The following is a 12,921-nucleotide window of genomic DNA, read 5'->3' as shown; positions in this document are numbered from 1 at the left end:
ATGTTGCTCGTTCTGAAGGACGGGCGAATCGGGTTGGGGTACATCCCCCTGGGAGAAGGAGAGCGCAGGCATGCGCGCGTTCACATTCGACAAGTACAAGCACCCCCTCCATGAGGCCGAGGTCTCCGAGCCTGTGGTCGGCGAAGACGACGTACTCGTACAGGTCGCCGCTGCCGGGCTGAACCAACTGGACGAGAAGATCCGGCTCGGCGAATTCCGGCAGATTCTGCGCTACCGGCCGCCGCTCACGCTGGGGCACGATGTCGCGGGCACTGTCATCGGGGTGGGCGCGAAGGTGAAGGGGTACTCGATCGGCGATGAGGTGTATGCCCGTCCTCGGGACGGCCGGATCGGCACGTTCGCGGAGCGCATCGCGATCGACCAGGCGGATGTGGCACTGGCTCCGAGCACTGTCACGCCCGAGGAGGCCGCCTCGTTGCCGTTGGTGGCGTTGACGGCGTGGCAGGCGCTGGTGGAGAAGGGCCGGGTGGGGCCCGGGCATAAGGTGCTGATCCACGCGGGCGCTGGAGGGGTGGGAACGATCGCCATCCAGCTTGCGAAACACCTGGGCGCAGAGGTGGCTACGACTGTCTCCGGTAAGAACGCGGACTTCGTCCGGGAGCTCGGCGCCGATGTGGTGATCGACTACCGCACTCAGGACTTCGAGTCCGAGTTGTCAGGCTACGACTTCGTTCTGGACAGCCTCGGCGGCGAAAACCTCGAGAAGTCGCTGCGCATCCTGAAGCCCGGTGGCAAAGCGGTCGGAATCGCCGGGCCACCGACGCCCGCGTTCGCGAAGGAAGCAGGCGGGAACCCGATGCTGCGCCTGGCGGTCACAGCGCTCAGCAGGAAGATCCGTTCCCAGGCCCGCAATCTCGGTGTCACCTACGAGTTCCTCTTGATGAGGGCAAGCGGCGCCCAACTGCAGCGGATCGCCGGCCTCGTCGACGCCGGAAGCGTCTGTCCCGTCGTCGGTGCCACCTTCCCGTTCGAGCGAGTGCCCGAAGCTCTCTCTTCGCTGGGAAAGACCAGCATCCGCGGCAAAGTCGTGATCGCCGCGCCCGACCTGCGTGTCTCACAGCCGCAGTCGACCTCGGAAGGAAGACACGCATGAACGACACCGACGAATCCGGCATCACCGCGTCCTACATCAAGGCGCCCACCCAGACCTTCACGACGGGAGGGAAGACGTTCGCCTATCGCGAGCTGGGACCCGCAGACGACATCCCGGTGCTGTTCTTCGTGCATCTGGCAGGGAACCTGGACAACTGGGACCCCCGCATCGTGGACGCGATCGCGAAGACCCGCCGGGTGATCGCCTTCGATCAGCAAGGCGTCGGCGGCTCGGGCGGGACGTTCCCCGGCACGCTCGAGCAGTCCGCCGACGATGCCTACACCTTCATCCGCGGCCTCGGCTACCAGACGGTCGATGTCTTCTCCTTCTCGATGGGCGGGATGATCGCGCAGGAGCTGGTGGTGAAGCACCCGACACTGGTCCGCAGGCTGATCCTCACCGGAACCGGCCCGCGCGGCGGGAAGGACATCGACAAGGTCACGGCAACCACCTATCGAGACATGGTGCGGGCCGCCTTGACCCTCTCCGACCCGAAGGAGTTCCTCTTCTTCAATCGCGACCAGGTGGGCAAGAGCGCCGCCAAAGCGTTCCTTCAGCGCCTGAAGGAGCGCAGTGCCGACCGCGACAAGGCGATCGGCCTCAGGGCCTTCCGCACGCAGCTGAAAGCGATCCGACGGTACGGACGCTCTGCGCCGTCGGACCTGACGGTGATCACACAACCGACGCTGATCGCCAACGGCGACAACGACCGCATGGTCCCGACCGCGCTCTCGGAAGACCTCCACCGGCGCATCGCCGGATCGGAGCTGATCATCTACCCCGATGCCGGCCACGGCGGCATCTTCCAGTATTGGGAGAAATTCGCTCCTGTCGCCGCCGCGTTCCTCGCGGCCTGACGCCCACACGGGAGCGAAGCTCATGCAGTCCGCGCGGTCACGTCACGGAGGTCCTCGACGCGCTTGAGGCCGATCGATTCGAACTCCGACCGGGATCCCGTCAGGGGAGGATCGCCGTGAGCTGGGTGCGAATGGCGTCGAGAATCTCCTCGATGCTGCTGTCCGCCCTTTCGCTCGCGGCCATCGTCAGGAAGAGGATCGCGGAGATCACCCGAGCCAGCGTCTGTGCCTCCACCTCGCGCACGCCCGAATGCCGGGCGAGGACAGCGGCAAGAGCCTGCTCGGTCTGCCCCGCAATCGAGAGCGCCTCGGCGTGGTGAGGCTCGGTCGGGTCGCCGAAGATCATTTCGCGCAGATACGTGCGGCCGTTCTCGGTCTGCGTGCGGTTGCACTCCACGACCGGCCGCAGGATCGCAAGTACCGCGTCAAGTGCTGTTGCGCTGTCCTCGGCGGCGGTCCGCCCCCGCTGCAACGCGTCGACGTAGTGGGCGTTCTGCACGAGAAGCAGCAATTCGCCCTTGTTCTTGGCATAGAGGAAGAGAGTGCCGGTGCCGATGTCGGCGGCGTCGGCGATCTGCTGGGTGGTGACCTCGTCGACGCCTTGCTCGGCGAAGAGCCCCGCTGCTGCGGCGATGATCCGTTCGAGCTTCGCCCGCTTGTTCCGCTCGCGCCGTCCGTTCGGGGCTGGTCCCACTGCGGCGATCGCACCCATCGTCATGCCTTTCTGGCACGATCGGAGTCAGATCGCGCTCAGTTACGAGTGTAGTCACTATCGATGGGGCCGAAATCGCGGGGCGGGGTGGCTGCCGGTGGGCCCGGCCGGCAACCACCCGACGCGCTCTCGGGAATCAGTGCTGTCGTCCGCCCGGTGCGGTCCGACCTGTACGTCCGAGAGCGGCCCTCAGTGATGCGCTGGTCGTCGCGGCGAAGCCGTCAGGCGTTGACGGCCTTGTGGCCGTGCTCGGTGACGGATTCGACTTGGATCTTGCGCGGCTTGGCGCGGTCCGCGATCGGGATGACGACGCTGAGCACACCGTTGTCGTAGTTCGCGCTGATGCGGTCGGCTGCCACGTCGTCACCGATGGTGAACTGGCGCATGTAGGGGCCGAACGGGCGCTCCTGTGCGAGCCACCGCGAGTTCTCCCGGTTCGCGGCAGAACGCTGCGCCCGGATCGTCAGAAGGTGGCCGTCGACATCCACGTCGACCGAACCAGGGTCGACGCCGGGAAGGTCGGCGTTGAGCACGTACTGGTCGCCTTCGCGGAACAAGTCCACCGGCATCAGGCGCGGTTGCCGGCTGGTGTCGAACACGCTCTGCGCGATCCGATCCAGCTGGCTGAATGGATCGAATGACATCGACATGGTGAATTCTCCTTCCATAGAGTCGGCGACTCCACCGGCCGCCGTGTTTTCAGGTGCAGGCTCGCCGGGCGTGCCGGCCGGGACTCGACGGCGGGGCGCGAATCGTCGCGAACTTCTCAGTCCACCGCCGGTCGGACCAGGGCTCCCGCTCCGGCCTGCGGATCGAGTGGATCGCAAAGGAGGGCGATCGGGGTGGGGTGCTCGTGATCGTCGGCTCGTCCGTGAACCCGGAGACGATCTGCTCGAACTCAGCATCGACCCACTCCGGATCGGAGCAGAGAATGTCTGCGAACACTTCTGACGTCGGATCAGCCACGCCCGCCACGGTCACGGCTCATCACCTCCATACCTGTCGTCGCGTGCCGTCGCAGCGCCGGGACCTGGCGAGTCCCGACTCCGCAACCCAGAGAGGATGTGGATCAATTGGTGCATATTTTCTACACCAATCGTTGACAGGTTGCAAAGGGCAGAGCGCAGAATTCTCGCGATGGACCAGACGCCCGAAGCTTTGCCGACCTACAGCATGGCGGTCGCGGCCGAACTGGTCGGCGTTCCCGCAGCGACACTGCGCCTGTACGAGCGAAAAGGGCTTCTCACGCCCGCCCGGACCGACGGCGGAACACGCCGGTACAGCGCCGACGATATTCGCCGTATGCGCCGGATCGCCGACCTCCAAGGCGACGGCGTGAATTTGGCCGCGGCTGGAAAAGTGATCGACCTGCAGGACGAGAACGCATCCCTGCGGCGCGAACTCGAGTCGGGCGACGGGCGTGCCGAACCCCCTCGGCCCACCTGATCGTCGTGGGCGGCGAGGGTCATCGCTGCGAGCGCCTTGGTCGAATTCTTCGCTGTCAACCCGGTTGGCTGCATGGGAGGAGGGGATTACCTTCCGCGGTGGGACACGAGCCGAAGGAGCACAGGAATGGCCACCACCTCGAAGAACGCGGGAAAGACCACGAAGGCTGCGGTTGCGCCGCGGACGACACGCGCCAGGGGCGCCGCACCGGGTGAGCATGAGACCCGGCGGGAGAACGCGGAGAACGGGTTCGTCGCCTCCGCATCCCTCGCCGGCAGCTTGCAGCGCGTCCAGGTCGACCTGATCGAGCTGTCGCTGCAGGGCAAGCAGGCCCATTGGAACATCGTGGGCAGAAACTTCCGCGATCTCCATCTTCAGCTCGACGAGATCGTGGCGGCCGGTCGGGAGTTCAGCGATGCCGTGGGCGAGCGACTTCGCGCCCTGCACGCGACGACCGACGGGCGCTCGCGCACGGTCGCGGAGCAGACGGCGCTCGCCCAGTTCCCGAACGGCGAGATCGACACCTCCGACGCGGTCGACCTCATCACCGACCGCCTCGAAACCGTGGTGCGCACGGTGCGCTCGGTGCACGACGATGTGGACGAGGAGGATCCGACGTCCGCCGACCTGCTGCATCAGATCATCGAACGGCTGGAGCAGCTGGCCTGGATGGTGAGTGCGGAGAACCGCCGGCCGGCCATCCGTTGAGTCCGGCCTGTCCCAGGGAGCTCGGATGAGCCCGGGATTCGACGACTATCTGGCAGCGGCGGTGAAGTGCGGGGGAAGGGTGGCGCCACTGCTGGAGGTGATTCGCTCCACGCTGCCGTCGAGCATGCTCCCGCTCCCCGGATCCGGGGAGACGAAGCAACGCTTTCGAGCACTCGCGAGAATCGCGGCTGCCGACGTGACGGCGGCGCGCGTGCTCGAACCGCACCTGGATGCGGTTGCGATCCTCGCCGAGGCGGAGGCGCGCGTCCCCGACCGGGGCACGGCGTGGGGCGTGTTTGCGGCGGAAGCCCCCGGCGCGGCGTTGGTCGCCCACGAGGAGGACGAAGGCTGGGTGCTCCGAGGTCGTAAAGAGTGGTGCTCACTCGCCGGTCAGCTCACCGACGCGCTCGTCACCGCCGCGACGCCGGAGGGTGACCGGGTGATGTTCGCGGTCTCGCTGCGAGGTCCGCGCGTGCGGGTCGAGTCGGCACAGTGGGTCGCTCGGGGCCTGGCGGAGGTGGTCAGCGGACCGGTCGATTTCGACGATTCCCCTGCGCGTCCTGTGGGCGAGGAGGGTTGGTATCTCAGCCGGCCGGGCTTCCGCTGGGGTGCGATCGGAGTCGCAGCGTGCTGGTGGGGAGGCTGCCTCCCCGTCCTCGACGCACTGGTCGCGCGCGCACGGCGGCGACCCGACGACGCGATCGCCGCCGCGCGGACCGGGCAGCTCTATCGCCGCCTCCGTGACGCTCGACTGGCGCTGGAGGACGCGGCGTCGCGGATCGACGCCGACGATGTCCTGGATGCGGCTGTGCTCGCGCATGCCGTCCGCGGCACCGTCGCCGATGCGGTCGTGGCGACCCTGGATGCCGCTCGCGATGTGCTCGGCCCGGCCGCTCTGGCGTTCGACGAGGCCCTGGCTCGGCGTTGCGCCGACCTCGAGCTCTATGCGTCGCAGTACCACCGTGGTCGCGACGACGTCGCCCTCGCGGGTCACCTGTCGGAAGGGGCTCTCTCGTGGTGACCTTCGACCCGCTCGTCTCGCGGACGCCGTTCGACGTCTGGGAGCGCGATCCGCGCTGGAATGCCGTACAGCGCCGCACACGCCAGTGGCTCGCGGCCTTCGACAGGGTCGTCGTGTTCTCGGCTCATCCCGATGACGAGACGCTCGGGGCCGGCGGTCTGCTCGCCTCCTGCGGGGAGCTCGGCATCCCGGTCTCGGTCGTCGTCGCCACGATCAGCGTCGGCGATCGCGTGACAGAGCTCGAGACTGCGCTCGCCCGCCTCGGAGTGCAGGCGGAGTTCGCCGCCTTCGGCCTCCCGGACGGCGAACTCAAGTTCGCGGGAGATACCCTGCGGGATGGGATAGAGGCGGCGCTGGACGCCCGCTGCGGTCCGCGGACCCTGGTGTTGGCTCCGTGGCCGGCGGACCGACACGGTGATCATCGGACCCTCGGCCGGGAGGTCGTCTCAGTATGTGCGCTGCATGGCGACACTCTGCTGCTCTATCCGGTCTGGTTGTGGCAGTGGGGTTCTCCCGACGATCTGCCGTGGGCGCGTGTCAGCGAGGTCGAGCTGACACCATCGACGCGTGAGCGTAAACGCGAGGCGCTCGCTGCGTTCGCGACCCAGCTGCACTCGGAGGCGAATCCTCACGGCGTCCTGACCGGTGAGTTCATCGGGCGAGCGGGCCGAGGGAGGGAAGTGCTGATCGAACCCGAAGACGCGTCGCGCGAGGCGCATTTCGAGGCCCTGTATCGGGGGAGCGCCGATCCCTGGCGCGTGCGCACACGATGGTATGAGCGACGCAAACGAGCAGTGAGCGTCGCCGCACTTCCGAGGGAGCACTACGCGCGTGCGCTCGAGGTCGGGTGCTCCATCGGAGAGATGTCGGCGCTCCTGGGCGAGCGGTGCGACTCTGTGCTCAGCGTGGACAGTGCTCGGGCTGCGGTCGCTCAGGCGGTCGAACGGACGGCAGCGCAATCGAATGTCTCCGTCCAGAGGATGCGTGTCCCCGATGAGTGGCCCGCCGGCAGCTTCGATCTGATTGTGGTGTCGGAGGTGGCCTACTATCTTGCGGCGGATCAGTGGGCCACGGCCATCGACCGCATCCGGAGCTCCCTCGCCGACGGAGGGCAGGTGCTGCTCTGCCACTGGACGGGACATGCCGACGACTTCGCACAGAGTGGTCGGGAAGCGCACGCCTCGTTCGAGCATCGGTCGGGCCTGCGGAGGCTCGTGCGACACCTCGAGGACGATTTCGTTCTGGAGGTGTTCGCGTGACCGTGGAGCGAGTCCTGATCGTCGTCCCGGCGAGGGACGAGGAGACGACATTGCGCGGCTGCCTGGAGTCCATAGCGACCGCTCGCGCGGCGATCGATGTCCCCTCGACGGTGGTGGTCGTGCTGGACGCGTGCACGGAGAGGTCGGAGGAGATCGCTCGAGGGTTCGACGATGTGCTCGTGGTCGACCGGGATCACCGGAATGTCGGCCGAAGCCGCCATGACGCCGTCTGCTCCGGCTTGTCCACGATCGAGCCGCACCCCAGCCGCGTCTGGATCGCCTTCACGGATGCCGACAGTGCTGTGCCGCCGCTCTGGCTCCACGAGCACCTCGCCGCGGCGGCCGGCTCGGATGCGTATGTCGGAGCGGTCGTGCCGCGGCTGGCCGAACTGGATGCCCAGCGGCGCCGTTCCTGGTTGGGCAGCCATCCGCCGGGTGCGACGCTCGGGCACGTCCACGGCGCCAGCCTGGGCGTGCGAGCCGACGCCTATGGACATGTCGGAGGCTTCCTCCCGCTCGACGTCGGCGAGGACGTCGACCTCGTGGCTCGGCTCCGTGCGGTCGGGTTCCTCATAACCGAGAGCGAGCGTCACCCGGTGATCACCACGGGAAGGCTGACGGGGCGTGCGCCTGCCGGATACGCGGCCTACTTGCACGACCTCGCCATGTGAGGATCATCGGTCGTCGGCCCCACCGCCGGAGGCGGTGTCCTTGCCGTCGTCCGGCTCTTCGGCGTCCGTGCCGGAGCCGTCGGGGAGTTCGTCCGGATCGGGTCGTCGATCGTCGCGCTCGGCCATCAGGAGTACCGCTTTCCAGCTCTTCGGCGGCACGGTACGCCCATGGTCGCATCGTGACCACCCTATGCCTGCGGCTGGAGAGCCGAGGCACAGTCTGATCCACAGGGCACCCGGGACGAGACGAGCCGTATCATCAAGGAAAAAGCAGACTGGTGCGGAGGTTTCACGTGGGGTCTCTCGTCTATGACTCGTCGGTGATCGAGTTCGATGACCGGGTGCTTGCGCACCTGCAGGTCGTGATCGTCAATAAGCTCCGCCGCCGGGAGTCGTTCGCGATGTCGTGGCGTGATTGCCCCGAAGTCGGCGACGGACGCAGCACGATCTGGCTCGATCCGTCCATCCCGCTCTACTTCAAGTTCGAGGGGTCGCGCGTGCCGGCCATCAACCGAGACTGGATCGAGAGACTCGCAGAGTCAGCGAACAGTTCGACCGGCCTCATCGTCTTCGACGAGGACGGGGAACCCCAGCGCGCCGGCCGTACTGTCGGTCCTGCATTCGTCTCCGGTGCGATTCGGGCGTGAGGTTCGCCGAGGCGACGCGCAGAACCGACGGACAAGCGTGAAGGGCTGTGCACGTCAGTCGGTGCCGAGCATCGGCTGAGCATCGCGCAGAATGTACGCATGGGCTTCGTTCGAGTTGCAGACGTCGCGGTACGCGCCGGCGTCTCACCGGGAACGGTCTCGAACTTCTTCCACAACCCGGCGCGTGTGGCCGAAGCCACGGCGGAGCGTATTCGTTCTGCGATCGATGAGCTCGGATATGTCCCGAACGACGCGGCCAGGGCGCTTCGCCGGCGGGAGACGAAAGCGCTGGGCCATCTTGCGTTCGAGGTGGCGAACCCCTATTCTGCTGAGTTCGTCAAAGCAGTCGATCGGGAAGCCCGCGCTCTGGGCTACACCATGCTCAATGTCAGCAGCGAAGGCGACGTGCGCCTGCAGACTGAACTCTTGGAGACCTTCGCGAGGCAGCGGGTCGACGGGGTCCTGCTCAGCCCGATAGGGGACGTCACCGCCGCGGCGCATGCGCTCAGTCGACATGAGATCCCTCTCGTCCTCACCGACAGCGTCGACCGCATAGCAGCGTCGGTCTCCTACGACGACGAGCGAGGGGGTCAGCTCGCTGCAGCGCACCTCCTAGAGCTCGGCCACCGCCGGCTGCTCTTCGTCGGTCACAGCCCGGGCAACGGAATCGTGGAGCGTCGCCTCACAGGAGCTCGTGACGTTGTCGCGAACGATCCTTCGGCGACGCTGGACGTGACCAGTTTCGACGTACGGAGCATCGCGAACGGACGACGAGTCGGGGAGCAGATCGCCGCGATGTCGCCGAACGAACGACCCACCGGAGTCATCGCGGTGAACGATCTGGTGGCCGTCGGAGTGCTCAACGGCGTCTATCACCGTGTGTCTGTTCCGGGCGACCTGGCCATCATCGGCTTCGACGACATCGAGTTCGCTTCTCAGGCGGTGGTCCCGTTGAGTTCGATCGCGCGGCCGATCGATGTGTTCGCGCATCAGGCGGTGGCGATGCTGCATGAGCGGGTAAGGGAGGGAATCGTCGCGGACGACTCGCCGATCCTCTTCTTGGAGCCACGGCTGGTGGTCCGGGAGAGCACCTCCCCGTCCCCTCGTTCCTGAATCGTTACAAAGCGGAGTTGACGTCAAGCGGATTCCTTTCTAAAGTCTTATCAAATCGATTTAATCAAATCGTTTTTATCGGCTTGCACCCACCAGTGGAGTCAGCACGAATACAAGGAGGTATTTCATGTTCTCTCGCAAGACGACGACCCGGGTCGTCGCCACCCTCGGCGGCATCGCGATCCTCGGCGCGACGCTTGCCGGCTGCAGCTCCTCGGGAGGCTCGGTCGCGAAAGAGATCTCGCTGCTCGCCGGCGGGAACGACCCGGCGAACACCAAGCTCGCCAAAGACTTCGCCGCGGCCTTCGAGAAAGAGAACCCCGGCACCAAGATCAAGGTCGAGACCCGTCCCGGTGGAACCGACGGCGACAATCTCGTCAAGACGCGTCTTTCGACCGGTGAGATGAACGATGTGTTCATCTACAACTCCGGGTCGCTGTTCCAGGTGCTGCACCCGGACAGCCAGCTGCAGCCGCTGACGGATGAGGCCTGGGCGAAGGATCTGACGAGCGACTTCAAGAAGACCGTCAGCACGAGCAAGGCGCTCTACGGCGCGCCGACGGCGACGACATTCGACGGCGGCGTCCTCTACAACAAGAAGGTCTACGAGAAGCTCGGGCTGAAGGTTCCGAACACCTGGAACGAGTTCGTCAGCAACAGCGAGAAGATCAAGGCCGCAGGGATCGTGCCCGTCCTCGTGACCTACGGTGACACCTGGACCAGTCAGCTCCCGGTTCTCGCCGATTTCGCCAACGTCAACGCGACCGACCCCAAGTGGGCCGACGACTACACGGCGAACAAGTCCAACGCGAAGTACTCCAAGGAGCCCGCCTTTGCCGGCTTCGAGCACACCAAGGAGATCTACGACAAGCAGCTGATGAACAAGGACTACGCGTCGCTCACGAACGTCAACGGGCTGAAGGAACTCGCCACCGGCCAAGCCGCGCAGTATCCGATGCTTTCGGTCGTGATCGGGAACGTCGTGCAGTCCAACCCGGACCAGGTGAACGACATCGGCTACTTCGCGATGCCGGCGGCCACGGGTGACGCTCACGCCACCGTCTGGGAGCCGAATGGCGCGTACATTCCGAAGACCACGACCGGCGGCAAGCTGGAATTGGCGAAGAAGTTCGTGGCCTTCATCAACTCGCCGGCCGGCTGCAAGGTGCAGAACGACGCGGGCGTGCCCGCCGGGCCGTTCGCGACCAGTGCGTGCACTCTCCCTGATAGCGCTCCTGCGCTGGTGCATGACATCCTGAAGTACCAGGACGAGAAGAAGACGGGTCTCGCGCTGGAGTTCCTGTCGCCGATCAAGGGCCCGAACCTGGAGAAGATCCTGATCCAGGTCGGCTCGGGCATCTCCAACGCCCAGGAGGGCGCGGCCCTGTACGACCAGGATGTGAAGGCCCAGGCCCAGCAGCTCGGCATCAAGGGCTGGTGAGCCCACGTCCGGGCCGGCGTCCTACCGCCGGCCCGGACACCCGGCGGGGCCACTGATCCTGGTGACCCCGCCGAGGCGGGAGTCCCGCCTCGAATCGGCCCGGAAGACTCGACGAGGAGCAGACTATGTCGACGGCCAATCCCGCGACCGCAACCCAAGCGGCCGACATCATCACCGATGCCGGCCGCGCTTATCCGCCGGAACGCAAACGGCGAAAGATCACGTCGCACTACCCGACGTGGTTCTTCATCCCGGCGATCGTCCTCTATCTGATCTTCTTCGCGATCCCGACGGTCTCGTCGTTCTACTTCTCGTTGACGCGGTGGTCGCTGTTCGACTCGACCTTCATCGGTTTTCAGAACTATGTGCAGTTCTTCCAGGACCCGCAGCTGTACACCAGCTTCATCCACACCCTGATCTACGCCTTCCTCACCTCGGCGACGAAGGTCGTGATCGGGTTCCTGTTGGCGCTGCTGCTGACGGGTCCGGTGGTGGGGCGTGGCTATCTGCGGGCGGTCGTGTTCTTCCCGGTGCTGCTGTCGACGATCGGCGTGGGCATCCTGTGGAAGTCGTTGCTGGATCCGTTCCACGGCATGGTGAATGCGGTGCTCGGCTTCTTCGGCCTGCCGCAGCCGGGCTGGTTCACCGACCCGAACCTGGCGCTGTATACGATCGCCGGCGTCGATATCTGGAAGGGCGTCGGCATCGCGACCCTGATCTTCATGGCGGGCATCGTGGCCATCCCGAACGAGTACTACGAGGCAGCCCGCATCGACGGCGCCGGGTCGTGGAACATCCTGAAGAGGATCACCATCCCCCTGACGCGGGGTGCGACGGCGACGGTGATCATCCTCTCGTTGATCGGCGGCCTCCGGTCGTTCGAGATCATCTGGGCGACCACCGGAGGCGGCCCCGGCTTCACCAGCGACGTGATCGCCTCCGTCATCTACAAGCAGTACCAGGCGGGGTTCTACGGCCTCTCGACAGCGGGCAACGTGATCCTCTTCCTCGTGGTGACGCTGATCATGGTGCCGCTGTCGTATTTCCTGAACAGAAAGCAGGTGGAGCTGTGACCCGCGCCAGAACCCGTGCCTGGATCGTCGGGATCATCGCGATCCTCGTCTCCATCGTCGTCTTCCTCGTGCCCTTCGCGTTCGTCGTGCTGCAGGCCTCCAAGACGCCGGACGACGCCTCCAGCCTGGCCTTCACCTGGCCCAAGGAGTGGACGTTCTTCCCGAACCTGGTCGCGGTGCTGGAGAGCAACGATGGCCTGATCTGGCGGGCGTTCCTGAACTCGTTCGTCCTCACGGTCGGCTCCGTGGCCTTGATGGTGATCCTGTCGGCGATGGCGGGTTACGTGTTGGCCCGCAAGCGCAGCAAGTGGGGTCCGGTGGTCAACTTCTTCGTGCTCGCGGGCCTGATCGTGCCGCCCGCCGTAGTCCCCACCATCTGGGTGCTGCAAGGCATCGGCCTCTATAAGACGATGCCGGGCATGATCCTGATCGAGACCACGTTCGGGCTGTCCTTCTGCATCCTGCTGTTCCGGGCGTTCTTCAACACCGTTCCTCGGGAGCTCGACGAGGCCGCAGTGCTCGACGGCGCCGGCCGGGTGCGGCTGTTCTTCCAGGTGATCCTACCTTTGCTGCGGCCGGTGATCGTGACGGTGATCGTCGTGCAGTCGGTGTTCGTCTTCAACGACTTCGCCGGTCCGTTGTACTTCCTCCCCGGCTCCGACAACGCGACCGTGCAGACCACGCTCTACACCTTCGCGGGACAGAACCTGAGCTTCTACAACCTGCTGTTCATGGACATCCTGCTCATCACCATCCCGCCGCTGGTCGCTTACATCTTCTTCAACCGCCAGATCATCGCCGGCATCACCTCCGGCGCCGTCAAAGGCTGACCGAACGAACTCGAGACGAAAGCTGCTTC

Annotated in this window: 15 protein-coding genes; 12 read left to right on the top strand and 3 right to left on the bottom strand. The window is 65.9% G+C overall.

What is annotated here, in order from left to right; translation table 11 throughout:
- Positions 1-70: 70 nt before the first annotated feature.
- On the top strand, positions 71-1,114 hold the full coding sequence (locus ACPPVW_RS04470; RefSeq protein ID WP_426625333.1) for an NADP-dependent oxidoreductase: 1,044 nt from the start codon (positions 71-73) through the stop codon (positions 1,112-1,114).
- Positions 1,111-1,971 carry an alpha/beta fold hydrolase gene (locus ACPPVW_RS04465; protein WP_426625332.1) on the top strand — a complete coding sequence of 287 codons (861 nt, stop codon included), beginning with the start codon at positions 1,111-1,113 and terminating at the stop codon, positions 1,969-1,971. Before ACPPVW_RS04470 ends, ACPPVW_RS04465 begins: the two co-directional genes overlap by 4 nt.
- 100 nt (positions 1,972-2,071) lie before the next feature.
- On the opposite strand, the gene ACPPVW_RS04460 is transcribed toward ACPPVW_RS04465, so the two are convergent.
- On the bottom strand, positions 2,072-2,689 hold the full coding sequence (locus ACPPVW_RS04460; RefSeq protein WP_426625331.1) for a TetR/AcrR family transcriptional regulator: 618 nt from the start codon (positions 2,687-2,689) through the stop codon (positions 2,072-2,074).
- Between the two features lie 215 nt (positions 2,690-2,904).
- Entirely contained in the window at positions 2,905-3,333 is a 429-nt protein-coding gene (locus ACPPVW_RS04455; RefSeq protein WP_426625330.1) for an Hsp20/alpha crystallin family protein, read from the bottom strand.
- 487 nt (positions 3,334-3,820) lie between these two features.
- Here ACPPVW_RS04455 and ACPPVW_RS04450 point away from each other — a divergent pair, with 487 nt between their 5' ends.
- The 5 genes from ACPPVW_RS04450 (at position 3,821) to ACPPVW_RS04430 (ending at position 7,788) form a co-directional block, all read left to right on the top strand.
- Positions 3,821-4,129 (top strand): MerR family transcriptional regulator, encoded by a 309-nt coding sequence (locus ACPPVW_RS04450; RefSeq protein ID WP_426625329.1) that lies wholly within the window; start codon positions 3,821-3,823, stop codon positions 4,127-4,129.
- 126 nt (positions 4,130-4,255) lie between these two features.
- Positions 4,256-4,837 carry a Dps family protein gene (locus tag ACPPVW_RS04445; protein WP_426625328.1) on the top strand — a complete coding sequence of 194 codons (582 nt, stop codon included), beginning with the start codon at positions 4,256-4,258 and terminating at the stop codon, positions 4,835-4,837.
- 25 nt (positions 4,838-4,862) lie between these two features.
- On the top strand, positions 4,863-5,858 hold the full coding sequence (locus tag ACPPVW_RS04440; RefSeq protein ID WP_426625327.1) for an acyl-CoA dehydrogenase family protein: 996 nt from the start codon (positions 4,863-4,865) through the stop codon (positions 5,856-5,858).
- Entirely contained in the window at positions 5,852-7,117 is a 1,266-nt protein-coding gene (locus tag ACPPVW_RS04435; protein WP_426625326.1) for a PIG-L family deacetylase, read from the top strand. Before ACPPVW_RS04440 ends, ACPPVW_RS04435 begins: the two co-directional genes overlap by 7 nt.
- Positions 7,114-7,788, top strand: coding sequence for a glycosyltransferase (locus ACPPVW_RS04430; protein WP_426625325.1), 675 nt, complete (start codon positions 7,114-7,116; stop codon positions 7,786-7,788). Before ACPPVW_RS04435 ends, ACPPVW_RS04430 begins: the two co-directional genes overlap by 4 nt.
- Positions 7,789-7,791: 3 nt before the next feature.
- Here the strand turns inward: ACPPVW_RS04430 and ACPPVW_RS04425 are convergent, their stop codons facing one another.
- Positions 7,792-7,947: a hypothetical protein gene (locus ACPPVW_RS04425; RefSeq protein WP_426625324.1), complete on the bottom strand. Its 156-nt coding sequence runs from the start codon at positions 7,945-7,947 to the stop codon at positions 7,792-7,794.
- 134 nt (positions 7,948-8,081) lie between these two features.
- Between ACPPVW_RS04425 and ACPPVW_RS04420 the strand changes: the two genes are divergently transcribed.
- The 5 genes from ACPPVW_RS04420 (at position 8,082) to ACPPVW_RS04400 (ending at position 12,892) form a co-directional block, all read left to right on the top strand.
- The gene (locus tag ACPPVW_RS04420) at positions 8,082-8,435 is read left to right on the top strand and encodes an ATP-dependent DNA ligase (RefSeq protein ID WP_426625323.1); all 354 of its coding nucleotides are present in this window, start codon (positions 8,082-8,084) and stop codon (positions 8,433-8,435) included.
- Positions 8,436-8,534: 99 nt separating this feature from the next.
- Positions 8,535-9,548, top strand: a complete 1,014-nt coding sequence (locus tag ACPPVW_RS04415; RefSeq protein ID WP_426625322.1) for a LacI family DNA-binding transcriptional regulator — start codon at positions 8,535-8,537, stop codon at positions 9,546-9,548.
- Positions 9,549-9,675: 127 nt separating this feature from the next.
- Positions 9,676-10,989 (top strand): ABC transporter substrate-binding protein, encoded by a 1,314-nt coding sequence (locus ACPPVW_RS04410; protein WP_426625321.1) that lies wholly within the window; start codon positions 9,676-9,678, stop codon positions 10,987-10,989.
- Between the two features lie 125 nt (positions 10,990-11,114).
- Positions 11,115-12,062 (top strand): carbohydrate ABC transporter permease, encoded by a 948-nt coding sequence (locus ACPPVW_RS04405; protein ID WP_426625320.1) that lies wholly within the window; start codon positions 11,115-11,117, stop codon positions 12,060-12,062.
- A complete protein-coding gene (locus ACPPVW_RS04400) occupies positions 12,059-12,892 on the top strand; it encodes a carbohydrate ABC transporter permease (RefSeq protein WP_426625319.1) in 834 nt (277 codons plus the stop codon). The genes ACPPVW_RS04405 and ACPPVW_RS04400 overlap by 4 nt, the downstream gene beginning before the upstream one ends.
- Positions 12,893-12,921: the final 29 nt, after the last annotated feature.

It is taken from the genome of Leifsonia sp. McL0607 (genome assembly GCF_049993355.1).
Lineage (GTDB): Bacteria > Actinomycetota > Actinomycetes > Actinomycetales > Microbacteriaceae > Leifsonia.
Note: the sequence above shows the minus strand (reverse complement) of the source record. Positions and strands in the feature narration are given on the sequence as shown.